The organism is Turneriella parva DSM 21527, assembly GCF_000266885.1.
GTDB lineage: Bacteria > Spirochaetota > Leptospiria > Turneriellales > Turneriellaceae > Turneriella > Turneriella parva.
Genome location: NC_018020.1, coordinates 1,139,749 through 1,162,702, shown reverse-complemented (window position 1 = coordinate 1,162,702; position 22,954 = coordinate 1,139,749). Strand labels below are relative to the sequence as shown.

Below are 22,954 nucleotides of genomic sequence, written 5' to 3'. Positions count from 1 at the left end.
TTCATATATTGCCAGTGGGGCCGTAGTGGGTTACCTCTACTATCGCCTTATCGGTTGTTCGACAGGTGGCGGCACACGAGGTGCCTGTGCGATCACTTCGCGCCCCGTGCCTTCAATCATTTACGGCGCCGTGATGGGCGCAATGTTAGGGTGGAGATAAAAATGACACAAAACAAAAAAATCGTAATCGTCGGCGGCGTCGCTGGGGGTGCTACCGCGGCGGGCCGCGCGCGCAGACTCGACGAGAATGCAGAAATCACCCTCATCGAAGGCAGTGGCTACATTTCTTTCGCGAACTGCGGCCTGCCATACCACATCGGTGGCGATATTCCGAAGCGAGAGACGCTGCTCTTGCGCACACCGCAAGACCTCTGGAACCGCTATCGCGTTAAAGCCCTCGTCAGCACGAAGGTGACGCATGTCGACCGTGTGAAAAAGACTGTCACCTACACGCAGGGCGGCCAAACGCATGAGATACTCTACGACAAACTGATACTGTCGCAGGGTGGTGACCCCATGAAACCTGCAGTCGAAGGCGTTGAGAATATACCACACTTCTCGCTGCGCTGGGTCGAAGACATGGATGCGATCATCGAACAGATGGCGAAGGCAGAACACAAACACGTCGCCGTCGTCGGTGGCGGCTTCATCGGCATCGAAGTTGCCGAGGCGCTGAAGCACAAGAATTTCGAAGTGACACTGGTCGAATTTGCGCCTGGCGTGATGCCCAACCTTGACCCAGAGTTTTCAAACCTCGCGAAACGCGAGCTCGAAACCCACGGCATCAGGGTGCTGACGCAGACGACGATTAAATCGGTGGCACCGAACAAAGAGCTGACGCTCTCTGATGGTTCAAAGCTCACGGCAGATTTCATCGTGTTTGCGGCAGGCGTGAAGCCCGAGACAAGCCTTGCAAAACAGATCGGCCTAGAAATCGGTAAGACCGGCGGCGTGGTCGTAAATGACTTTATGCAAAGCTCTGACGAAGACATCTATGTTGTGGGCGACATGGCAGAAATCACCAACCGCATCACGCACAGCGCGACCCGGGTGCCCTTGGCGGGCCCCGCGAACCGCCAGGGCCGCCTTGCCGCAGAAAATGCACTCATGGGCAACCGCTGCCGTTACCGTGGCGCAATAGGTTCATCGGTAATCAAAATCTTCGACAAGACGCTCGCATCGACCGGTCTCACCGAAAAGGCAGCCAAAGCCGCCAACATCACCGCGCAGGCTGTGATGATTCACGGCAATAACCATGCGGGCTATTACCCGAACGCAGAACGCATGGCGCTCAAAATCATTTTCTCACCCGCCGATGGTCGCGTGTTGGGCGCGCAGGCTTTTGGCCCTGAAGGTACAGAAAAGCGTATCGACGTCATTGCGACCGCGATTGTGGGTTGGCTCACGATCTATGATCTCGCGAGCCTTGATCTAGCGTACGCGCCGCCATACTCTTCGGCCAACGACCCCGTGAACATGGCGGCGTTTCAGGCAATGAACCATCACGCTGGGTTATCCCCCGTGATTACTGCGGCGCAGCTTGCCGAGAAGCGCAGCGAGTACGCGGTGCTCGATGTGCGCAGCCCGGGCGAAACCAAGTCGTTTCCCCTGCAAAGCGAATACCAGATACCCGTCGATAGCCTGCGCGATAACCTCGCGCAGATTGCGAAAGATAAACCGCTCGCGTTGCTTTGCCAGTCGGGCCAGCGCAGCTACGTCGCGCAGCGCATTCTGAAGCAGTCTGGCTTCAAAGATGTCTACAACATCACGGGCGGCTGGCTTGGCGTTGCGGCGCAACAAGGCAGGTGGGATTAAGGCAATATTAAGGAGAATAACATGACACAAGACCAACAAACACTGTTACTCATTGGAGCCGGCGCAATTACCATCTACTATCTCTATAAAAAATTCAAAATGGGAGGAAACAAAGTGAAGTTAAAAGAAATGTTAAAGCAGGGCGCAAAGGTGATCGACGTGCGCAGCCCGGGTGAGTTTGCGGGTGGCCACTATTCAGGGGCGATCAACATTCCGGTTGACCAGTTGCCAGCAAAGATCGCGACGCTTGGCAGCAAAGAGCAGCCGGTGATTGTCTATTGCGCTTCGGGTATGCGTTCTAGCTCGGCGCAGCGAGTGCTGGTATCTGCCGGGTTCACCAACGTGGAGAACGGTATTAACCATATGAACTTGATGTCGTTGGGGTGAATAGCTATGGAATTCCATAGCTATGTGCAGGTGCAAGTAGCTATGGAAAAACAGAGCTGGTGGACGCGGCATCGAGAGATCGATTGGCTGCGAAAATCCATAGCTATGGTATTATGTCACATCACATATACAGGGGAGTCGAAGCCAACAGCTATGGAATTCATTACACGAGCCAGCTGAACCATGACAGAGAGGGCAATGGAAATCCATAGTATCGCACACCACTTTCTCACCGGCTGGGCCAACTTCTGGCGATCAGTCATTACCCCCGGCTGGGGCAACTTCTTCTGGCTGCTCGTGACCGTCTCGCTGCTCGTGCACGTCGCCGAACTCGTGCGCCCCTGGCGCCGTGAACAGCCGGTGCTTCGCCGCGAGCTCGGCCTCGACATCTTCTACATGTTCTTCAACATGTTTCTTTTTCCGCTTTTGGGCTATGCGACGCTGAGCGCGTTCTTCGCTTCGCATGTTGAGAGTTTGGGCCTCGTGCAAAAATTGCGAGGATCGATCTCCCTCACGGCATTGCCTGCGTTTGTACAGCTGGCCACCCTGTTTCTCATCAGAGACTTCTTGCAGTGGAACATCCACCGTGTGCTTCACATCGTGCCCGCACTGTGGAAAATTCATGAGGTTCACCACAGCGCCGAGACGATGAGTTATCCCGTGCACCTGCGCTACCATTGGGCGGAAAATATCATCTATCGCGTTCCCGAATATTCAATCTTTCTGCTGATCGGCAGCAACCTCATCGATGTCTTTCTGATCTATGTTGTGTCGCTGAGCATCGGCCATCTCAATCACGCCAACCTGAAATTACCATGGGGATTTCTCAAGTACCTGTTTAATACGTCTGAGTTGCATCTCTGGCACCACGCGAAACAAAACCCGCGCGGCTACGGCGTTAATTTTGCCATCACCTTAAGTCTGTGGGATTGGCTGTTCGGCACGGCGCATGACCCGGCTGAACAGCCGGCTGAAATCGGCATTTCGGGTGAGCCGCTTTTTCCAGACAGTGTTGCCGGGCAGTTGGTCTGGCCGTGGCTCAAGCGGCGAAGATAGCAGGCTCCCGGAGCCTGCTGGCAATTTAAAACAATTACTCTTTCTTAACTACTTTGGCTTTCTTGTCAAACGTCACACGGTCACCACACGATGCTTCAACTGTCATGCCGCTGGGTGATTCTTTGATCGTGACGCCACCAGGCATGAACGGCCCGCCATCTGCCATTTTCGCACACGCCTTCTGAATATTCTTCGGTACGAGTTTCTTCTTCACCTTTTCGCCATAGGGTGAGAGTACATTTTCAGTCTCTATCCAGGTGCCATCTTCTTTGAACCGGGCCGTGAGGGTCTGGTCGGGTGGCGTCTCTTCAGCAGCATTGCCGCCGATTTTGAGCTCTGCAACAAACTCGCCGGCGGCATTCTTGCTCCAGGTTGTTTTCTTATTCTTGAGCGCCTTCGCTTTCTTGTTTCGCGCAGCCACAACTTTTTTGGGAACATCTTTTTCAGTCAGGGCGGCATCTTGCGCGGTGATAACACCCGCCAAGGCCCAAGAAAAAAGAATCGCAATCTTCTTCATGGTATCTCCTTATTGTTGGTTTCGGCCAGTCTTGCACGGTTTCTGTCGGGCGTCAATTGTATGTTTGGGCTATTGCTTCGTACGGGCCATCGGCCGTGTGTAGAATCTGGTTGACGAATCGCGTGAATCTTCGATCTTCTGACGTGCCTCGTGTGTCTTATTTTCTCGGCATCTCAATCTATATGTATTGGCGTGATCATGCGCCTGCGCACTTTCATGCCATTTATAACGACTATGCCGGTGAAGTTGTGATCGAAACCGGCGAACTTCTGGCGGGCAAATTGCCGCCGCGAGTTCTGCGTCTCGTGAACGAGTGGCGTGAAGAACATCTGCCAGAGCTAAACGAAAATTGGCTGCGCGCACAAACAGAAAAAGAATTTTTGAATATTAAAGGTCTCGAATGAAAGACCTGCCTCGAGTTGTGAAGGTTTTCCCCCGCGAAGGATATAAATTGCATGTCTTTTTTTCCAATGGCGAATGCAGAGAGTTTGAAATGTCAGGCATGCTGGCTCAAAGACCTTACCAGCAATTAAATGACCCGATCGCGTTTCGGCATATTCATATCGACGATGTAGCCGGCACCGTGGCCTGGCTCTCGGGGCAAGACATAAACCCGGCGATACTTTATGAACAAAGCCGGCCATTAGATGTCTGAGCAGCCTGGCATACCTGCGCTTGCGCGCAAAAAGTTTAAGCTGAGCCTGCTTGTGGCGATACCCGCGCTCGTCGTGACAACGGGTGGCCTTATTGTTTTTTTTACTCTAAGCAATACCCGCCGCACGATGGAAGACTTCGGTTGGGCGCTCTTTCGGGAGGCGACGAACCAGAGCGTCAATGAAACGCGCAATGTCATTCGCGAGGCGATACCCGATATCGAAACTTTGGCGAATCTTTATCGCAAGGGGTTGCTCGAAGCCGACCGCAGCCGGCAGGCGGGCTTCTACGCCGAGCTATTGCGCTCGCACAATGATTACAGCTGGGTGAGTTTCGGCGACGAATACGGTACGTTTATCGGCGCGAACCGGCCCGAACCCGATGGCAAGCTGCTGCGTACCAACATCAGCTGGCTTGCGGGCGGGCGCACGCTCAGCTATGAATACGATCTCGACGAACGTGGATTTCAAAAATTCTATAAGTTTGATGGCAACGCAGGTTACGACCCGCGCACGCGCCCGTTCTACGAACTCGCGAAAAAAAGCAGGCATCGCGTGTGGACGCCGCCCTACATCTTTTTTGAGCAGGGTGTGCCGGGCATTACCTGCGCCAAACCTGTCTATGGCGCGGGCGGCAGACTCAAGGGTGTGTTTTCGATAGACTTCGACTTAAATAGCCTCTCTGAAATCGTCGCCAAAGCAAAGGTCAGCGAGCGCGGCGTCGTGTTCATTTTCACCGAAGAGGGCGAAATTCTCGGTCACCCGACAATGAAGGTCGTGACGAAAACAGGCCAGCGCGGCGAAGGGCAGATTCTGAAGGTCGCAGATGTTTCAGACGCAAACATCAAGGCATTTTTTGCGGAGCTCGATGCGACGAAAGGCAAAGACGGCAAAGTGCATTTCAAAGACCGCACACAGTACAATTTCGACCTCGACATCAACGGCGAAAATTTTCTCGCGACCTATTCGCGCTTTCAGATCGACGAGGGCCTGCACTGGATCATCGGCATCATCGCCCCCGAGCAAGATTTCAGGGGTATTATCGAAGTAAAAGAAAATTATAAGCGCGCTTACGCAATTTCTGTCGCTGCGATTCTGCTTTCGCTCATGCTTGCCGTCGTCTTCACCCGCCTCATTTCAACGCCGCTGCGCTCGATCTCGCTCGACATGGAAAAGGTCGGTCGGCTTGAAATCGACAGCAATAAGGTGAACCAGAGTCTTTTTGCCGAAATCAGCGCAATGGAACAGCATCTGCAAAACATGAAAGGGGGATTAAGGTCGTTCGCAAGTTATGTGCCGAAAGACCTCGTGCGCGACTTACTCAAGAGCGGTAAAGAGGCCCGGCTTGAAGGTTCGACCGAAGTGCTCACGGTGCTCTTCACAGACATTGCGGGCTTCACGACTTTTGCCGAACAGCTCGAACCCGACGAGCTCGTGCAGAAGCTCGGCAAATATTTTGAAATTATGACCCGGGCGATCATGAAGCACCGGGGTACGATCGACAAGTTTATCGGCGATGGCATCATGGCATTCTGGGGTGCCCCTGCAGCTGACTCGCAGCACGCAGTTGAAGCCTGTTTGGCTGCGCTGAGTTGTATCAAAGCCCTGCGCGAGCTTGCCGCATCGCCCGAGCATGGGCACTGGGCCAAACAACTGCGCACGCGGTTTGGCATTGCGACAGGCCCGGTGCTGGTGGGCAATATAGGCACGACTGAGCGCATGAACTATACGGTCATGGGTGATACCGTGAACCTGTCATCGCGTCTCGAGGGTATCAACAAACTGTATAATACATCGATTATTGCGAGTGAGCTAACATACGACCTGGTCAAAGACCAGATTATCGGGCGCGCGCTTGATGTCGTGGTGGTTAAGGGCAAGAAGCACGGGGTGCGAATCTATGAGCTGCTGCGCCGGCGTGATGAAGCCACAGCAGAAGACCTTGAACTCGAACGGCTTTCAGAACTGGGTATATCCTCATTTATGGCGAAAGACATGGCTGCGGCAAAGCAGGCGTTTGCAAAGATTCTTGAACTGCACGAGCAAGATTTTTCGGCAAAGCTCATTCTGCAGCGCATAGCCGACTACGAGGCGCTTCCCGACAAGTCGGCATGGAGCCCCGTCAACGCGCTCACGGTAAAGTGACACCCCAAAACCATGGCGCAAAGCAGCGAGCTTAACTTCAGCGATCTGGTGCAGAACCTGGGTGACAGGCGCTACGTGCGGGCTGCCGATGTGAAAGGCCTGGTGCACCGGCTGAACAAGCTCACGCTGATCATGCAGGTCTCGCGCTCACTCATGGGCGCGATGGAGCTTAAGAAGCTGCTGGGTGAAATTCTGAGCAAAGCGCGCATCGTCATGAGTGCCGACAAAGCATCGATCTTCATGATCGACGAGGCACGCAATGAAATTTACGCATCGGTAACCCTCGACGGCAACGAAATTCGACTGCCGCGTGGCGCAGGCATTATCGGCTTCGTCGCCGATTCGGGTGAAACCGTGAATATCACCGATGCGTACAGCGACGCGCGCTTCAACCGCGACAATGACCTGAAGACAGGTTATCGCACCCGGTCGATTCTTTGTATGCCGGTGCATAATCAAGACGGCAAGATTATCGGCGCTATTCAGGTTTTAAACAAGCTCGATGAACATAGCTTCACGCACGAAGACGAAGAGCTCTTGAGTGCATTTACCGCAATGGTCGGGGTTTGTCTTGAAAATGCACGCGCCTATGCTGAACTTGCTGCCGAGCGAAATTCACTCGAAGAGCGCGTCATCGAACGCACCGCCGAGCTCGCACTCGCGAAAGCTGAAACCGACCAGATTTTGCGGGCCGTCGAAGAGGGGCTTTTCTTGCTCTACCGCAGCGGCGACCGTTTCATTATCGGCGGTAGTCATTCAGAGGCCCTCGGCGTCATTCTTGAGCAAACCGAGTTGAGGAGTAAGAATTTTCTCGAGATACTCTCGCAGTTTTTCGATTCTGCGACAATCGATAAGACGAAACTCTTTCTCGAGCTGATGTTCGAGCCGCAGCGCAAACAGAACGTATTATTGGGGCTCAACCCGTTATCACAGATCAAGGGTTTGTTTTCGGGTGGTGAAAAGCAGAAGTTTCTGCGATTTCGGTTCGGCAGGGTCATGAATGATGCAAATAACCGTGTCGATCACCTGCTCGTTACCGTCAGCGATATCTCGCACGAAATCGCTCTGCAGCAAAAGCTCGAACGAACCGAAGCGCAGAACCGGCGCCACATTGAGATGCTGCTGGCGATCTTGCAATCTGAACCCGCAACGCTCAGCGAGTTTCTCGCCGACCTGCGCCAAGACCTGCTCGAAGTGAGTCAGACACTCGAACGTCATGCCGCAGGGGCGGTGCCAGATCGCCGGGCGATGCTGCTCGACATCTACCGAATCGTGCATTCAATCAAAGGGAATTCTTCGCTGCTGAATTTTCAGGCTCTTACTGAGCTGGCGCACCAGACAGAGAGCATTATTGAGAGCGTGCTCAACAAAGATGAGATTTTGGCAGGGCATGTTGTATCTCTCGCCGCTCCCGTTTCTGAACTCGAGAATCTGGCGAATGAACTGCGGGCATGGCTTGAAAAAATTGAGGTATTTCAGAAGGCTTTCGGCCAGCAGAAATCTGCTGATCTGACTGTGCGTTCTGTTGCGGCAGCGCTTGAAAAAGCAGCAGCCTCGCAGCATAAGAAGGCGTTGCTGGTTTTTGACGGGTTTCGCTCTGGCCTGATTGCGCCTCAATTGCGCAAGAATGTGAAAGACATGCTCGTTCAGCTCGTGCGCAACTCGGCTGTTCATGGCATCGAAGCTCCAGAGACGAGGCTTGCCGCGGGTAAACCTGAAGTGGGGCGAGTACAGCTTATCAGTCACCAGCAAGACGGGAAAATCTTTGTGATCATCGAAGACGACGGCCGCGGCATCCATACCGAGAGGTTGGGTGAGCGCCTTATCGAAACAGGGCGACTGACGTCGGCGCAATTCGAGTCAATGGACGCGGATCAGCGGCTGATGCTCATTTTTGAGAGCGAGGTTTCTACGCACGAAGGCGTTTCAGAACTGGCGGGCCGGGGCATTGGTATGAGCATCGTCGCCGAAAGCTGCCGCCAAATGGGTGCGACGATTGAGGTTGAGTCTGAGCCAGGTAAGTTTACGAGGTTTGTGATTGAATTCAGGGCTGGCGATAATACCCTGTTGCCCCCGAATTAATTCGGGGGCAACAGGGAAATCATAATGGCTTCATAAGGCGCCAGTTCATTCGTCATCGTCGTTCGCCCGTGACTCGACAGCAAGATTTCGCCCGTGCGCGGCGCAATCACGCTCGCACGATCTGAAAAATTCAGGAAAACATCGATGGTTTCGCGTTCGTCAGTGCGCCGAAATGCCAATACGTCTTTTCCGCCATAAATCTCGCTCCAGTCGCCACGCCGCAGGGCTGCATGCTGCTTGCGTAAGGCCAGCAACTGCCTGTGCCAATGCCATATAGATCCGTTATCTACTTGTTGTGCCTCAAGATTTCTGTCGGCATGATCGTCGTTGAGCGGCAGCCAGGGCTGGCTTTCGCTGAACCCCGCACCGGCTGCAGAATTCCAGAGCATGGGGGTGCGCGCCGGGTCGCGGCTGACTGTCAGCGGCCAGAAACGAATGCCCACCGGGTCGCGCAGTTCATGGCGCGCGATTTTGCCGTTCTTCATGCCAATCTCGTCGCCATAGTATAAATAGGGTGTTCCCTTGGCCGTTAACAGAAGCGCGGCGAGAATCTTTGCGCGTGCATCGCTCTCTTTGCCCTTTGCATGGCGCGAGTACGCTCTGTCTTGGTCGTGGTTGCCCAAGACCAGCGTCGGCCAGTTATCGCCGCACGCAGCGTACCAGTTGCGCAGCGTTTTGGCGATGTCGGCAACATTCCATTTCTGGTACAGCAGCGTGAAATCGAAGGTCATGTGCAACTCGTCGCCATCGCCAAGATAACTCGCCGCAAGCTCGGGGTCTCCGGTAAAATCGACGAGCACCTCACCCACCGAAGTTGCATTATACCTGTCGAGCAGCTGCCGCAGGTCTTTCAGAAGCGGATGCATTTCGGGCTGCGACATGTCATGCACGTGCCGCTGAAATTCGTATGGGCGAGGGTAACGCCAGCCCCACAGCCGCAAAGGGTTGTCGCGAAACTGCGCGTCTTTGAAATAGAGGTTCACAACGTCTAAACGAAATCCATCCACACCTTTCTTAAGCCAAAATTCGATGTCGGCGAAAACGGCTTCTTTAACTTCTGGGTTGCGCCAGTTCAGATCGGGCTGCTCGGCGAGAAACGAATGCAGATACCAGGCGCCCGTCGCGTCATCCCATGTCCACGCCGGGCCGCCAAAGACGCTCTGCCAATTGTTTGGTGGCACGAGGCCACGAACTTTGCCGCGGGCATGGAGGCCCTCTCTTGCGGCATGTGGTGGTTTGTCTTTTACACCCTCTCGCCAGATATACCAATCGCGCTTCGCACTTTCACGCGACGAACGCGCTTCGACAAACCATGGGTGCAATGAGGATGTATGGTTGACCACAAGGTCGAGAAGCAGTTTGATATTGTTGCTGTGCAGTTCTGCGAGCAGCGCGTCAAAGTCGGCCATGCTGCCGAACAGAGGGTCAATTCCCCTGTAGTCAGAGATGTCATAGCCAAAATCGAGCATCGGTGAGGTGTTGATCGGCGACAGCCAGACTGCATTGACGCCGAGCTCGCTCAGGTAACCGATCTTTTCCCGTATGCCGGGCAGATCGCCTACACCGTCGCCATTCGTATCTTTAAAACTCCGCGGATAAATCTGGTAGATTACCGCCTCTTGCCACCATTTAGTTTTGATTTTGCAGGTCTTGCATCGCGGGTGAAAGCGTAAGCAATTTTTCGCTTTGCAATGAAGCTGCTTTACATAACGTCACGGCGGTGCAGCGCGCTTACATGAAACTCTTGCGCGTTCTCGCGGTTATAGTTGTGACCACCACCGCCGCTTCTGCAGGTCTCGAATTCGGGGCCGACGCGAGCTATTTCAATCCGCGCCTGACTGCGCGCACGTACCCCTCTCTGGCAACGACCCAAACGACTGCGTTTGCCGGGCCCCTTTTCACAGGCTATGCGCATCTCACATTCGGCATTCCGCAGACCCTGCTTATCGGCTTTGGGCCGTCGCTCGGTTATGCGGCACAGAGTACCAGCGACCCGGCGCCCGGCGAGACCAAAGACGAGATGACGATTGCCCGCTTCGGCCTCGATGCAAAGGTTCAGCTCGAAGTGCTACAGGTGATTATGCCCTATGTTCGCCTGACGATCGGCAAAGACACGATCAGTTTTAAAGACACGGGCACGACAGGCAGTGGCACCTATATCGCGAGCTCTACTGCGGGCGGCATTTTTTACAACGCACTTGTCGGTTTTCAGATACCTTTCGCCGCAGATTTCGCTCTCTATTTTCAGGGGGGATTCACCGCTTCACCTGGTTCGGCATTGGTAACTCGCAGTTATGCTGTGAACGGCGTGAACCAGCCCGTCAGCTCACCCGGCGCGTCAGACACGAGTTATGCCGGCTATCTTCTGAGCGCCGGGGCGCGACTTTCTTTTTAGCGAGAAGGCGTGCACATTCGTTGGCTTCGCGCTGCCACTCTCGGTTTTCTGGTCACGTGCATTTGGCCCGATGGAAATATATCGATCGCAAATTTCAGAAAAGCAAAGCAGCTTGTTTACCAGATTGCTGCTCCAGAAAACCGCACCTTCTACTGCAATTGCGCTTTCTCAGCTGAAGGCATCGATCGTGCGAGCTGCGGTTATGTGCCGCTGAACGACAACGCGCGCGCCAACCGCACCGAAATCGAGCATATCGTGCCTGCAGAAAACTTTGGCAAAAGTTTTGCCGAATGGCGCGACGGCCATGCAGATTGCGTGCGCACCAATGGCACACGTTACAAGGGGCGCCGGTGCGCCGGCAAAGCGAGTGCCACCTACCGCCTTATGGAAGCTGATCTCTATAACCTCGTACCCGAAATTGGTGAACTGAACGCAGACCGCCGCAACTATCGTTTTGGTATTATTGAGGGTGAGGCGCGCAATTATGGCGCCTGTGATTTTGAAGTCGAAGATCGGGTAACCGAACCACGCCCCGAAATTCGCGGTGATATAGCCCGGGTCTATTTTTACATGAACGCTGCGTATCCCGGTCGGGGTATTATTGGCAATAAGGCGCAGAAACTTTTCGAGGCATGGGACAAAGCAGACCCGGTCGACGCGGTGGAGTGCAGACGTGCTGCGAAGATCGAGCATGTTCAGGGTAATGCCAACGAGTTTGTTAAGCAGCCCTGTGCAGCTGCGGGGTTGTATTGAGCAATCACACTCTTAGTACAACCTTCACTGGCAAATGGTCTGAAGCAACGCGGGTGAGTTTGTTCTTCACTACCTGGTATTCGACCAATTCACACTTGTTGTTATAGAAAACTTTGTCGAGGTTCCAGATTGGTGCGAACGAAGGCCAGGTCTTGAGCTTACGTTTCAGGTCGCCTGCCGCGTTGGCAAAACCGGCAGATTCAAGAAACAGGTCGAGGTAGCGCGTGCGTTCGTTGCTGTCGCCGAGCATGACTATCGGCAGCTCTGAGTGCGTTTGCAGCAGGTCTGACTTTAATACCTTTTTCAGTTGAAAGTGCCGTTCGATGCGCGACAAACCCAGGTGAAAATTCATGACGAGCAGGTCGCCAGCTGGGGTCTGAATCGTATCGCAGAGACATCCTCGCTTTTTTTTAATGCCCCACGTCAGGTCGAGGTTGTGCCCTGAGACGAATGGCCAGCGCGACAACGTTGCATTGCCATAAACACCGACTTTTAGTCTCACGTTGGCGCCGAGGCGGTGGTGAAAGCCGAGGCGCTCGCCGAGCACAGCTGCCAGGTTGAGGTGGCGGCTGCGCGGCACACCGCTGTCGACCTCTTGCAAGGCAACAATGTCTGCCTTTTCGGCCTCACAGATCTGCGCAATACGCTCAGGGTCAAATTTGCGGTCGGTGCCGATCGCTTTGTGAATGTTGTATGTCAGTACGGTAATCTGCACGGCTCACTTCGCAGCGTGGGGCAGGGGCCGAAGGTAGGGTGGGGTGTAACCGAAAATTTATTGACGGTTGCCGATTTACATCGGGGTTTTGCGCCGTGGATCTTTCAAAATACCTGCACCAGCTCGCCAGCCGCACGGTTACCATGGGTAACGTCATTTTCAAAGAAGATCAAGAGGGCGACGGCAACATGTACTTCGTTATCGAAGGCGAAGTTTCGATATTTATCACCAACAAGAACACGCAGCTCAAAGTGAACACAATCACACCGGGTAAATTTTTCGGCGAGTTGGCTCTGCTGAAGAATATTCCGAGAACGGCGTCTGCAATCGTCACCAGCCCGACGGCAAAAATCGCGCGGCTCGACAAATCGATCTTCATGCAGCTGGCGAAGTCAGACCCCGAGTTTCTGTTCGACCTGCTGAAGATTGTGCTCGATCGCCTGATTATCGCCGAGCTGAATGTCAAGAAACTGACGAACGCGCAAGAGGGGTAAAGGGGCGACGCAGTCTAGCCAGCCGACCCGTATTGGCTAGAACCAAACCCGCGGGTACTTGCGGTGATGCACGAGGTTGTTTACCAGCATTGCATTGAGCAAGAGAATAACTGTGCCGAGCAGCACGGGCACAAGCACGAAATCGAAACCGGCAGAACCCATAACGCCGATGAGCGCGGTTGCGCCACCGGGTGGGTGAAGCGTGTGTGTCAGATACATCGCCGCGATCGCAAGCCCGACCGCTAGCCCAATAGCGAGAAAATTCGGGCCGCATAGCTTCACAAGCAATACAGCGATCACGGCTGAAATCAGATGACCCCCGATGAGATTGCGCGGCTGCGATAGCTCGGCTGAAGGTGCGGCAAAGAGCAAAACGGCAGAAGCCCCGAAAGAGCCGATCAACAGAGTGTCGCCATACCACTGTGTCACTAAGAGAATGGACCAAATAGACAGTGCCCCGCTGGTAAAGCTCCAGACGGCGAACCTGACCGATGGCGGTTCCCTGTTCACTCGTAAAGGAGCCCGCATCTTCTCCGGAATATTGGTGATTCTCTGTTGAACATTCTTGCGCGCTCTGGTGGCCTGGTTGCTGATCTTTTTCATCTTTAATTGAGAGAGTCTGCCGCGTATTCTTTTATCAGATACAAGAACTGCTCACCATAGCGCAGCCACTTAACTTCGCCGACCCCATGCACTTCTAAAAATGCCTCCCGGTTCTGCGGCAGTTGTGCGCACATGTCTACCAAACTCTTGTCCGAAAAAATCATGTAGGGCGCGAGGTTGTGTTCGTCAGCAAGCTCTTTGCGCTTCTTGCGTAGGATTTCAAAGAGTTCTGATGTCCCCTCCCCCGGCCCCTCCCCTTTTGAAGGGGAGGGGGGCCGTAGGCGGGGTGGGGTGTCTGATACAATCTTACCCCAAAACTGCGCTTCACCCTTGAGCACCGGTATCGCCTGCGCCGTCAGCGTGAGACTGCCATACTCAGGGTCTTGTTTGAGCAGCCCCTGCTGCACGAGCTGCCGGCCCAGATTTTGCCAAGCCGGCTTCGAGAGTTCGCGACCGATACCGAACGTTGAAAGCGATTCATGGCCATTCGAGATCACCTTCTGGTTCTTCGCGCCGCGCAGAATGTCGACGATATACCCCGAGCCGAAGCGCTCGCCCGAACGTTTCACGCAAGACATAAACTTCTGCGCCGGCACGGTGAGGTCGATTTTGTCTTTGGGGGGATTCAGGCAGATATCGCAGGCACCGCACCGGTCTTGTGCCTGCTCGCCGAAATATTCAAGCAGCGTATAGCGCCGACACGCATCTGACTCCGCATAAGCAACGAGGTTGGCCAACTGCGCCAAGGCCGTGCGCTTCTCCGCCTCTTCTTTCTGCGAAATGAAGAATTTGATCTTCTGGCTGTCGCTGTGCGAATAGAGCAAAAAACAATCGGCCTTGAGACCATCGCGGCCAGCGCGCCCAATCTCTTGATAATAGCTCTCGATATTTTTCGGCAGGTCGTAGTGAATGACAAAACGCACGTTGGGTTTGTTGATGCCCATGCCGAACGCAATCGTCGCGACAATGATCTGCACGTCGTCACGAATGAATAGCTGCTGGTTCTTGGCGCGCATCGTATCGGCAAGCCCAGCGTGGTAAGGTTTTACTGAAAAACCGCGTGAGGTGAGCATGGTGGCGAGCTCGTCGACCTGCGCTTTCGAAAAACAGTAAATGATGCCCGATTCGTTCGGGTGGTCGCGCAGAATCTGCAGCACCTGCGAGTCGGGTGAACTTTTGGGTATAACATTCAGAATCAGATTTTCGCGGTTGAAGCTCGAAACAAATTCGTGTGAGTCGGGTATCAGCAGCTGGCGCTTAATATCAGCGCGCACCTGGTGTGTCGCCGTGGCGGTCAGCGCAATCGTCACCGCATCGGCGAACTTCTCGCGCACTTCGACAAGCTTGCGGTATTCGGGCCTGAAATCATGGCCCCAGTCAGAGATGCAGTGCGCCTCGTCGATCGTGAGGCAGTCAACGCGTATTCCCTTCAAGAGCGCCTGCGTGCGCGGCAGAAACAGCGTCTCTGGGGCGAGGTAGAGCATCTTGACCTTTCCCGAGCGAACGGCCGAGGCGTTCTCTTCATATTCCATCAAGTCGAGCGAGCTGTTGAGGCACACTGCGCGCACCCCGAGCTCACTCAGCTGCGAGACCTGGTCTTGCATCAGCGAAATTAATGGTGAAACCACAATCGTCAGACCCTCGAACATCAGTGCGGGTATCTGGTAGCAGAGCGACTTACCGCCGCCCGTCGGCATAATCACCAGCGTGTCTTGTTTCGCGAGCACGCTTTCGATGATGCGCTTCTGATCGAGGCGAAATGCTGAGTAGCCGAAGACCGAATGCAGCAGCTCTTCGGCAGTCGCGTTGGGGGCTATCGCAGGCGCGTTATCGAAGGGTAGACCCGGCGCCGGCACGGGTCATCGTGGTGCTTGGAGAGGGGACGTAAAATGGAAAGCAAGGTGGTGAACTGGAATTGCTTTTTGGCGCGGGTGAAGTGTTTGTACGGCTTTTAACATTGAGTTGGTTGACACTTCTTTAAGGCCAACTCGCCCAGGCACAGGTGACTGAGCTCTGCATGCAGGTCACGAAAGTGCCATTGCCAAAAGCCACACTATTCCACGAACCACTACCGGGCAATAGAGCAGTGTTTAATGTCCAGTCGATGCCGTTCGTCGAACGCATGGTGAGATTTGTTGAGAGCGCTATCGCAACAAACAAACCGTCCCCGTAACTCAGATTGTACCATGATTGATTCGGAACCGTTCTGCCTGTCCAGTTTTCCCCATCGGGTGAAGTGATGACTCTGGTCGTACCAGCATTAGAAATAGCTACGAACAATCCTTCAGCATAAACGATTTTGCGCCAGGCGTTGTTTTCGGGCAGCGTGTGGTAAGTCCAGTTGATACCATCGGTGGATTTCATGGCCCTTTCGGCGGCCCCGCCAGACGAACCTAACGCCACAAAACTACCGTTTCCATAGGCTATAACGGCCCACCCGATGTCAATTGTCACGGGTTGACTGATCCAGGTTACGCCGTCGCTTGAAGTCATGACTCGATTGGTTCCAGAGGAGCTGACGCCCACGTACAATCCGTTCCCATAGGCAACAGAACTCCAACTGTTGGCTTCGGGTTGCGTTCTTACAGTCCAGGTAATACCGTCGGGCGAAGTCATTATACGATCAGTTCCTGAACCAGCGGTGGCAACAAACAATCCACCGCCATAGATTATATTGTTCCAGGAACCATTTGGGTTTGTCGCGTCTGCCCAGGTGTGCCCGTTATCAATTGAGAATTTATTGAAGTTCGTACCCGAAGAAACCAGCACAAACCGGTTATTGCCGAAGGCGAGGTTTGTCCAAAGCCGCGAGGTTAGAGAATCTGTCTGCGTCCAGTTTAGATCTTGGCTGGCAGTAAAATTGAGTGCGCCGGTATACGGGTTTCCTGCCCAATCGGTAATCTGATTAATTGATAGTGCAACCGCCCCCTGGCCGAGTACGCCAGTAACCGTAAGTCGGTATTCGCGATCGTTGATTTTGTTTACGGAGGCAGCTGCAAGCCCCGAACCACCAACGCCGCTGAATACGTAGTTTGATGTCACGGTCGCATTTTTTACCGGCTCAGAAAACGTAATGGTAACGAGATCAGACGCCGAACGAATCGTCGCACCATTTGCTGGGCTTGAGTTTGCAATTGTCGGCGGCTCTTTGTCGGGTACAAAGCATGAAGAAGCCGGGTTGAGGCAATTATCATTCGGATTATATGCACATTGTATGAACACCGGTAGCCACGGGTTTAAACCCGTGGCTACCGTGAGCAAAATTGCAATGCGAATTCTATTGTTGGTTCGTGTCTTCTTCATATTTTCCTCGGTTCGCAGCCATGGGCTTAAGCCCATGGCTGCGAGATTTCCTTAGAATCTCCAAACAAGTGAGACTTCCCCCCTGAGCGGAGCATTGAGGCCCGTTGCGACTCGATTCAGGTCGGCTTCCGGCATTATTTGAATGCGCAACTGAGCTCCGCTGTTCGTGGCGCTGAGACCCGAATTTGCAACAACGTCGGGATTGATAAAGTATGCGTGAAACAAATTACCCAGATAGATTGCCGTCACGCTGGCGAGTCCGATCACTGTCATCAGTCCCCAGGTTTTGATAGAAGAGCCGTAACTGTCAAACTGCGCCTGTGCCGCAGTCTGGTCTTGAAATCCTACACCACCTGATGCTGACCTGAAATGTTCGGGCTCATAGTTCTTGTACAAGATAGTGTAGCGAACATATTGCACGGTTGAAATGGCGGTAAAGCTCGCCGCTGTCCAGAAAAACCCACCCCAGATATAACCCCAGGTCTTGCGTTGTTTATAAGTGTGCCCCCAGCCGGGCAGCACTGCCGCGCGCGTGAGCGCCCCTTTGTCAGACGGATAAAACAGGTTCTTGATATTTTCGCCGAGCGCCTGCGATACTTCTTCGACCGATTCAAACATCTCGGCAGACACCGGCATGGTAATGGTTTTTTCAGCGATAATTTCGCGATCGATAACCGAGAGGATTTTTCCCGTCACGACAACATTTGCTTTGCCTGCGTCGGGTTTGAAGGTTCCGTAGATGACACCGTCGACGCCGAGGTCGTGCGCGATTTTTGCGATCTTTTCAAAGTTGTAGAGATCACTCGCCGCGTAACCCTTGTTGATGAAGTAGACGCTGAAGTCGCTGTCGTCGATCTTTTCATAGTTGTATTTCTTTTTTGCAGATTCGTGAAGCGAGTGGCCGATCGTGGTCTCGAGCCACGCAAAGTTCTTGTTTGCTGCCTCGTTGTAGAACGGCAAAAACAATAGTTTCTTGGGTGCGACGATCGTTATCGGTTTGGTTTTGCCAATCGATTTGGGTTTAACCCCAATGGCGTTGATATTTCCCGCCCAAACGGTATAGATCAAGATGACAGCGCCGGTTGTGCGCACGGTAAAGTCCGCCTTCTTTTTGCAGAACCAAAGCATCTTTATCACTATCAATAATCGAGGGACATACCGTGCGTGGCAGCACGTTGCCCTCCCTACGGGCAGGTCAAGGCACAGCGCCGGTGGCATCAACCAGAATTTGCAAAGATAGGATTAAAATCCTATCTACTATTGTACTTGCACGTTTTCGTATCGGGAAATTTATCCATGACGATGACAGAATTCTGTTAGGCTATGTTCGCCCCGCGGCCGAAGCGCATGCGCCATGACTAGAGGCGCCATTGGTTTCCATTCACGAGCGCCCCCGCAAACGGCAAATTGTCAAATGACACGCTTGCAGATCTAGCCCCTTCGGTCAGCAACCCCGCACCCACACCACGGTATAGGTCTCCCACGAATCCTGTCGAGGCCCGCAGGGTCGGGCTTTGAGAGGGTGCGTAAAATGGAAAGGGGTTCTCTGCTTGCCCCCGAATCCCTTCGGCTCCGCTCAGGGCAAGTAATGCGGGGGCAAGCAGAGAGAATGCTCATCTCAACCAGCGACCGACCACATCACCGGCCAGCGATAGAATGTCGCCAGCCAGTTTCTGCCCGCGCTCTGCCAGTGCCTGCCAATCATCGCCTGCGGGTGCAGCTTCTGTCGCAACCTGCTTTCCCGCGCGCCGCGCCCGATCGAGTTCAATGAGTTCTTCGATACTTTGCCCCGACTTAATCGATTCGACCACCTCGACCATGCGCGCCATGTCGGGTTGTTGTTTCAAGAGCTCAATCGGCACGCGCACGAAAACGCCCGTCGCTTCGCAGTAGACCGTATCGTCTTTGTAGATGCGCGCATTCACCATCGCGCGCCGCGTTTCGAGCCGGTCGATCTTTGCCTCGCAGAGGTAGTGGCCCGCGAGCGGCACCGAGCGCCGGTACTTCACCGAAAGATTCGCCGCGAGCACCGGCAGGCCATTGTACCAGCACGCGCTGCCCATGGTTTCGTCGAGAATGCTCGCGAGAAATCCGCCGTGTGCGTGGGCTTTTGGGCCTTCGGCCCCGGGGTGAGGATTAAACTCCGTGACGAAAGATTTATCGTGACGCAAATACATCCGCACTTCTGAGAGTGTCTTGTTCGAGAGAAAGGTCGAACTCCAGTGTCTGGGAATTTCAATCGCTGCGCTCACGTGGCAATGTAGCGAACGTTACAGGGGTGTAAACCTGGTGAAGCCCGTTGACGGTATGAGCCAGAGCTGGTCTCTCAGCAAGAAACATGGCGAAGCTGCTCATCAGTTCTATCGAATCATTCGACACACCTGAACTCGAACCCTACCGCACCCTGCGCCAGGTCGATGAGCACGAGCAGGCGGGCATCTTCGTCGCCACCAATGCGAAAGTTGTTCAACGGCTTCTCGCAAGCCGCTTCGGGGTCATTTCTGTGCTGCTCACGAAAGAATGGTTTGCAGCAATAGAATCAGCGCTGCGCAGCCGCGTCGAAGATGAAATTATCGTGTACATCGGCGACAAAGTGCTCCTGGAGAAAATCACTGGCTACCACGTGCACCAAGGCGCACTCGCCGTTGGCAAAATTCTTGCGCAACCGAATATCGACACCCTGCTCGCGAGCTCTTCTCGGCCGCTGCTTGTCGCCGCCGTTGAGGGTATTGCGAGCGCCGAGAACCTCGGTGCGATTGTGCGCAGCTGTGCCGCGTTTGGCGCGCATTTTCTTATTGTTGGTGAAACCTGCGTCAGCCCGTTTCAGAGACGTTCAGTCTCAGGCTCTATGGGTAGCATATTCGAAATGCCGATTGTGCGCAGCGAGAACCTGCTCGCGACCATAAGCCGGTTGCGCGCCCACGGTGTACGGTGTCTGGCGACCGATCTGAGCCCCGATGCAAAGAAGCTGTCAGCGGTAGATCTCTGCGGCGACGTCTGTTTTGTTTTTGGTGCAGAAGGGCCGGGCCTCAGCGACGCGGTGATTTCTGCGTGTGACGAGATCGTTGAAATACCCATGCCCTCGCACATGAATTCGCTGAATGTCGCAGCGGCGGCAGCCGTATTTCTGTACGAAGCGGTAAGGCAACGCGAATGAAGCTTCTCAGCCGATTGTGATTTGACTGCGGTTTCGGTAAAAAAGCTCGCATTGCTGGCGCAGAATAGCATTTCGGCCAGCCGTATGCACGCGACATTCATGCCCACCCGAATGCACCGCGCGGTGACGTATCTGGTCGCCCCTCTTTTGCTGAATATTGTATTCTTTATTGTTTATTTGCAGATTGGCATTCATGTATTTGATGCCGCAACCCGGGTGTTGGCCGAAACTGAGCGCAGGCTCGCACTGCAGTTGTTGCGCCTCGGCGGGTTCGCCGTCCCTATTTTGTACGTTTTGATACGTACACGACTTCTCAGCCGTTCCATTTCAGGGCACGAAGTTGCCCTATTGATCTTCTCTGCCTGGCTACTCGCAGGCACGGGTGATATTTTGCGCCTGATGACCGCGAACATCATCAGCAATCTCACCGCAATTCTGCACGGCGTGAAAATTGCCTCATTTGCCATCGCTGCGCTTTTTGGCACAGCGATGGTGGTTCAGTACTGCAAGCGCAAAATTCTCAAAGAACGGCATCTGTTTTTAGAACGCTCGACAATCCTCATTTTGTTTAGCGTCGCGTACGCGGCCGTGGCGCTCATGGTTCTCGCGGTGCACATCAGTAACGCCCAAAACCAGACGGGTTTCTACGCGGGAGCGGCGGCTGTAATTGCGATGCTGGTCGCGCTCAATATATACGGATTTATACTGTTCCGATCATTTTACGCTTCGCTCGGCCAGCGCGCATTTGCCGTGAAGTCTCAACAGTTGCCACTTGGCACACCACCTTCGGCTTCAGCCGAAAAACTGCAGGCGGCCTACGCAGAACTTTTTGCCGTGATCGAGCTTTTGGGTGACAAGAACCAGAACCGGGCAACGCTGCAGAGCCGGCTGCGCCAGATTGGGCTTGAACTCAAGCGTCAATCGCTCGCTGCCGAACGTTATGCCGGGCAGGTATTGCAGCAGCCAAGGCAGACAATTCGCGTCATCGATCATACCCGACCAGCCCGCTTTTTAATCATCGACAGCAATTCCGTTAGCCGACGCGTGCTTTCAGAGCACCTCACGCCGCACAGTGAGTGCCGGGCCGATACCGCAGAAAGCGGCAAAGATGGTCTGCATGCGAGTCTGAGTCTGCACTACGATGTCGTGTTTATTGGGCTCGATCTCAGCGATATGTCAGGGCTTGAAGTGGCGCGCATCATTCGCGAAAACGGCAGCGGGGCGATTCTTGTCGCCTGCGCCGATGCCGGCTGCGCACTCGAGCCTGACGCATTGCTTGCAGGCTTCAATCGTTATGTCGAGCGGCCATTTGATCAGCATGAGATTGCGCTGCATCTCGAAAGTATATTCGAGCGTCGTTAGCGCTTTTCCGCCGCCGATTTGGCAACCGCTGCAAACTCAGCTTTGAGTTGCCTTAGATATTTCTCGTCGCGCGAGGCGCGGTAAAGCATCACGCAGCCTGTGTGAACAATCAGAATTTTTCGTGCAACTTCGGCGGCGTACCGGCCCTGAGGATAAAATTTCTGGTAGGCCATTTCTTGCACTCTGAGCCACTGAGCCTCTACCTGACCAAGCGTTACCTCAAAATACGGACGTTCGTCTCCCGCAAGCTCGCTCGCAAATGCGGTAAAAGGGCACCCGTAAAACTCACCGCGCCGCGCCAGCATTATCAGCGCAGTCGCCCAGCTCGACAGGTATTTATCCAATGAGCCGGCACGGGCCAGCAGACTGTCGAGCATTTCGAAGAGCATGTGGGCACGATATTCAATGTAGGCATTGCCGAGCGCATTTTTCGATTCAAAATGGTAATACAGCGCTGGTTTCTTGACGCCGACCACGCGGGTGATTTCATCCATACCGGTGTTGTTAAAGCCGTGTCGGTAGAAGAGCGCACCGGCTTTCTCAAGAATAATTTGCCGTGTCGGTGATGGAGCAGTCGCTTTCATGCGGACAAAGTTATTCAGGCAGCGCCGCGGTCTTTGTCAAACAAGAACGCCGCCCGTTCAGCATGGTGTGCGCGCATGTAGTCTCGGTATTCACCAAGCTTGAAGGCGAACGGGTAACGGTCACGGTTCCAGAAGTGAATTGCTTCGCCGATCTGTTGCCATGGTATACCGATGCGGCGATGGTATTTATAGACCAGCATCTCCATGTCGGCGATGCCTAAAAAAGCATTTTCGTTTCCCGCAAAGTCTTGCGTTAACCCGCGCAGCAGCAGGTCAAAAATAAAAATCGATTGCGTGCGATCGATCTTGAACTCCACCAGTGCTTCTTTGTTGATAGCCGTGCGCCAGCCGTTGAAGACATGCGTTACTTCGCTCGCGCCGAGGTCTTGTACTGTCTTTCTCAGATCGAGTCCGTACGCCTTTTCGGTGGGCAGCGGCGCCTCATGGCCGCCGAGTTCACGCACGATAAGCCCCCAGGTACCGACGAGTTTGCCAGAGGCGTGCCTCACACCGCAAACCCGCGCCCGCGAAAAGTTTTCATATGCAGCCGGAGCTATCTCTTCCATGGGTACCGGGCCGAAAGCTTCGTTATAAACCGTGTAGACATGGCGATTGAACTCTTCAATTGCATCTTGACCGAGCAACCAAAGCTCAAGCTCGCCAAAGCTTTCTAATCTTTCTGATGTTTTGCCTGAAAGTCCTGTCGTCATAAAACCTCCGCGGTTGGCTAATTTGGATTCACTTTATACCGAACGGTATGTATATAACGGACCGTCAAGCGAATTCGCACTCTACGTTGCCGGCCAGAGTATTCCCGATTACTGAATGCGGCTACCCGTTTCCCAAAAAAGGAAACTGTTAGCAGGCTCCCGGAACCGAAAAAGCGAAAAGCAGCAAAGTCGCTTGCTTGCAAGCGACGACGCGCTTTAGCAG

22 protein-coding genes are annotated in these 22,954 nt (G+C 54.0%); 12 read left to right on the top strand and 10 right to left on the bottom strand.

Annotation, left to right across the window (positions count from 1 at the left end):
* Positions 1–162: 162 nt before the first annotated feature.
* From TURPA_RS05530 to TURPA_RS05520, 3 genes are all read left to right on the top strand, one after another.
* The gene (locus tag TURPA_RS05530; RefSeq protein ID WP_014802303.1) at positions 163–1,815 is read left to right on the top strand and encodes an FAD-dependent oxidoreductase; all 1,653 of its coding nucleotides are present in this window, start codon (positions 163–165) and stop codon (positions 1,813–1,815) included.
* Positions 1,816–1,836: 21 nt separating this feature from the next.
* Positions 1,837–2,202: a rhodanese-like domain-containing protein gene (locus tag TURPA_RS05525; protein ID WP_014802302.1), complete on the top strand. Its 366-nt coding sequence runs from the start codon at positions 1,837–1,839 to the stop codon at positions 2,200–2,202.
* 183 nt (positions 2,203–2,385) lie between these two features.
* A complete protein-coding gene (locus tag TURPA_RS05520) occupies positions 2,386–3,258 on the top strand; it encodes a sterol desaturase family protein (protein ID WP_053332127.1) in 873 nt (290 codons plus the stop codon).
* A gap of 34 nt (positions 3,259–3,292) precedes the next feature.
* Here TURPA_RS05520 and TURPA_RS05515 read toward each other — a convergent pair whose 3' ends face one another.
* Complete coding sequence (locus TURPA_RS05515) at positions 3,293–3,775, bottom strand: hypothetical protein (protein WP_014802300.1); 483 nt, start codon at positions 3,773–3,775, stop codon at positions 3,293–3,295.
* A 122-nt stretch (positions 3,776–3,897) separates the two neighbouring features.
* Here TURPA_RS05515 and TURPA_RS05510 point away from each other — a divergent pair, with 122 nt between their 5' ends.
* From TURPA_RS05510 to TURPA_RS05495, 4 genes are read left to right on the top strand one after another with little or no spacing between them, the layout of a single operon-like run.
* Positions 3,898–4,179: a DUF4160 domain-containing protein gene (locus tag TURPA_RS05510; protein WP_217157632.1), complete on the top strand. Its 282-nt coding sequence runs from the start codon at positions 3,898–3,900 to the stop codon at positions 4,177–4,179.
* Entirely contained in the window at positions 4,176–4,430 is a 255-nt protein-coding gene (locus tag TURPA_RS05505; protein ID WP_014802298.1) for a DUF2442 domain-containing protein, read from the top strand. The genes TURPA_RS05510 and TURPA_RS05505 overlap by 4 nt, the downstream gene beginning before the upstream one ends.
* Positions 4,423–6,573 (top strand): adenylate/guanylate cyclase domain-containing protein, encoded by a 2,151-nt coding sequence (locus tag TURPA_RS05500; RefSeq protein ID WP_014802297.1) that lies wholly within the window; start codon positions 4,423–4,425, stop codon positions 6,571–6,573. Before TURPA_RS05505 ends, TURPA_RS05500 begins: the two co-directional genes overlap by 8 nt.
* A gap of 12 nt (positions 6,574–6,585) precedes the next feature.
* Entirely contained in the window at positions 6,586–8,655 is a 2,070-nt protein-coding gene (locus TURPA_RS05495; protein WP_014802296.1) for a GAF domain-containing protein, read from the top strand.
* Here TURPA_RS05495 and TURPA_RS05490 read toward each other — a convergent pair.
* The gene (locus TURPA_RS05490) at positions 8,652–10,256 is read right to left on the bottom strand and encodes an alpha-glucosidase (RefSeq protein ID WP_425358595.1); all 1,605 of its coding nucleotides are present in this window, start codon (positions 10,254–10,256) and stop codon (positions 8,652–8,654) included. The genes TURPA_RS05495 and TURPA_RS05490 overlap by 4 nt on opposite strands.
* Positions 10,257–10,390: 134 nt before the next feature.
* On the opposite strand from TURPA_RS05490, the gene TURPA_RS05485 reads away from it, so the two are divergent.
* Together TURPA_RS05485 and TURPA_RS05480 are read left to right on the top strand one after the other, a co-directional pair.
* Positions 10,391–11,050 (top strand): hypothetical protein, encoded by a 660-nt coding sequence (locus TURPA_RS05485; protein ID WP_014802294.1) that lies wholly within the window; start codon positions 10,391–10,393, stop codon positions 11,048–11,050.
* 9 nt (positions 11,051–11,059) lie between these two features.
* Positions 11,060–11,803, top strand: a complete 744-nt coding sequence (locus TURPA_RS05480; RefSeq protein WP_014802293.1) for an endonuclease I family protein — start codon at positions 11,060–11,062, stop codon at positions 11,801–11,803.
* Between the two features lie 4 nt (positions 11,804–11,807).
* On the opposite strand, the gene TURPA_RS05475 is transcribed toward TURPA_RS05480, so the two are convergent.
* Entirely contained in the window at positions 11,808–12,518 is a 711-nt protein-coding gene (locus tag TURPA_RS05475; RefSeq protein WP_014802292.1) for an endonuclease/exonuclease/phosphatase family protein, read from the bottom strand.
* A gap of 95 nt (positions 12,519–12,613) precedes the next feature.
* On the opposite strand from TURPA_RS05475, the gene TURPA_RS05470 reads away from it, so the two are divergent.
* Complete coding sequence (locus tag TURPA_RS05470; protein WP_014802291.1) at positions 12,614–13,012, top strand: cyclic nucleotide-binding domain-containing protein; 399 nt, start codon at positions 12,614–12,616, stop codon at positions 13,010–13,012.
* 36 nt (positions 13,013–13,048) lie between these two features.
* On the opposite strand, the gene TURPA_RS05465 is transcribed toward TURPA_RS05470, so the two are convergent.
* The 5 genes from TURPA_RS05465 to TURPA_RS21495 form a co-directional block, all read right to left on the bottom strand.
* On the bottom strand, positions 13,049–13,540 hold the full coding sequence (locus TURPA_RS05465) for an HPP family protein (protein ID WP_217157677.1): 492 nt from the start codon (positions 13,538–13,540) through the stop codon (positions 13,049–13,051).
* Positions 13,541–13,617: 77 nt separating this feature from the next.
* Positions 13,618–15,471 (bottom strand): DNA helicase RecQ, encoded by a 1,854-nt coding sequence (recQ, locus tag TURPA_RS05460; protein WP_014802289.1) that lies wholly within the window; start codon positions 15,469–15,471, stop codon positions 13,618–13,620.
* A 121-nt stretch (positions 15,472–15,592) separates the two neighbouring features.
* Positions 15,593–16,918 (bottom strand): Ig-like domain-containing protein, encoded by a 1,326-nt coding sequence (locus TURPA_RS21500; protein WP_014802288.1) that lies wholly within the window; start codon positions 16,916–16,918, stop codon positions 15,593–15,595.
* A gap of 51 nt (positions 16,919–16,969) precedes the next feature.
* A complete protein-coding gene (locus tag TURPA_RS05450) occupies positions 16,970–18,055 on the bottom strand; it encodes a hypothetical protein (protein WP_157210407.1) in 1,086 nt (361 codons plus the stop codon).
* A 476-nt stretch (positions 18,056–18,531) separates the two neighbouring features.
* A complete protein-coding gene (locus TURPA_RS21495; RefSeq protein ID WP_014802286.1) occupies positions 18,532–19,170 on the bottom strand; it encodes a PaaI family thioesterase in 639 nt (212 codons plus the stop codon).
* A gap of 86 nt (positions 19,171–19,256) precedes the next feature.
* On the opposite strand from TURPA_RS21495, the gene TURPA_RS05440 reads away from it, so the two are divergent.
* Both TURPA_RS05440 and TURPA_RS05435 read left to right on the top strand, forming a co-directional pair.
* On the top strand, positions 19,257–20,075 hold the full coding sequence (locus tag TURPA_RS05440) for a TrmH family RNA methyltransferase (RefSeq protein WP_014802285.1): 819 nt from the start codon (positions 19,257–19,259) through the stop codon (positions 20,073–20,075).
* Between the two features lie 84 nt (positions 20,076–20,159).
* Positions 20,160–21,437, top strand: a complete 1,278-nt coding sequence (locus tag TURPA_RS05435; RefSeq protein WP_014802284.1) for a response regulator — start codon at positions 20,160–20,162, stop codon at positions 21,435–21,437.
* Here the strand turns inward: TURPA_RS05435 and TURPA_RS05430 are convergent.
* Both TURPA_RS05430 and TURPA_RS05425 read right to left on the bottom strand, forming a co-directional pair.
* Complete coding sequence (locus TURPA_RS05430; RefSeq protein WP_014802283.1) at positions 21,434–22,021, bottom strand: TetR/AcrR family transcriptional regulator; 588 nt, start codon at positions 22,019–22,021, stop codon at positions 21,434–21,436. The two genes, TURPA_RS05435 and TURPA_RS05430, sit on opposite strands and share 4 nt — an antisense overlap.
* Before the next feature lie 14 nt (positions 22,022–22,035).
* Complete coding sequence (locus TURPA_RS05425) at positions 22,036–22,731, bottom strand: hypothetical protein (RefSeq protein ID WP_014802282.1); 696 nt, start codon at positions 22,729–22,731, stop codon at positions 22,036–22,038.
* Between the last annotated feature and the right edge of the window lie 223 nt (positions 22,732–22,954).

Bases quoted from the DNA above. Each gene is read 5' to 3' on its own strand.
- TURPA_RS05440 (WP_014802285.1), top strand. From the start codon at position 19,257: ATGGCGAAGCTGCTCATCAGTTCTATCGAATCATTCGACACACCTGAA.
- TURPA_RS05430 (WP_014802283.1), bottom strand. From the start codon at position 22,021: ATGAAAGCGACTGCTCCATCACCGACACGGCAAATTATTCTTGAGAAA.
- TURPA_RS05505 (WP_014802298.1), top strand. From the start codon at position 4,176: ATGAAAGACCTGCCTCGAGTTGTGAAGGTTTTCCCCCGCGAAGGATAT.
- TURPA_RS05485 (WP_014802294.1), top strand. From the start codon at position 10,391: ATGAAACTCTTGCGCGTTCTCGCGGTTATAGTTGTGACCACCACCGCC.
- TURPA_RS05465 (WP_217157677.1), bottom strand. From the start codon at position 13,540: ATGCGGGCTCCTTTACGAGTGAACAGGGAACCGCCATCGGTCAGGTTC.
- TURPA_RS05500 (WP_014802297.1), top strand. From the start codon at position 4,423: ATGTCTGAGCAGCCTGGCATACCTGCGCTTGCGCGCAAAAAGTTTAAG.
- TURPA_RS05520 (WP_053332127.1), top strand. From the start codon at position 2,386: ATGACAGAGAGGGCAATGGAAATCCATAGTATCGCACACCACTTTCTC.
- TURPA_RS05515 (WP_014802300.1), bottom strand. From the start codon at position 3,775: ATGAAGAAGATTGCGATTCTTTTTTCTTGGGCCTTGGCGGGTGTTATC.
- TURPA_RS05530 (WP_014802303.1), top strand. From the start codon at position 163: ATGACACAAAACAAAAAAATCGTAATCGTCGGCGGCGTCGCTGGGGGT.
- TURPA_RS05495 (WP_014802296.1), top strand. From the start codon at position 6,586: ATGGCGCAAAGCAGCGAGCTTAACTTCAGCGATCTGGTGCAGAACCTG.
- TURPA_RS05425 (WP_014802282.1), bottom strand. From the start codon at position 22,731: ATGACGACAGGACTTTCAGGCAAAACATCAGAAAGATTAGAAAGCTTT.
- TURPA_RS05435 (WP_014802284.1), top strand. From the start codon at position 20,160: ATGCACGCGACATTCATGCCCACCCGAATGCACCGCGCGGTGACGTAT.
- TURPA_RS21500 (WP_014802288.1), bottom strand. From the start codon at position 16,918: ATGAAGAAGACACGAACCAACAATAGAATTCGCATTGCAATTTTGCTC.
- TURPA_RS05525 (WP_014802302.1), top strand. From the start codon at position 1,837: ATGACACAAGACCAACAAACACTGTTACTCATTGGAGCCGGCGCAATT.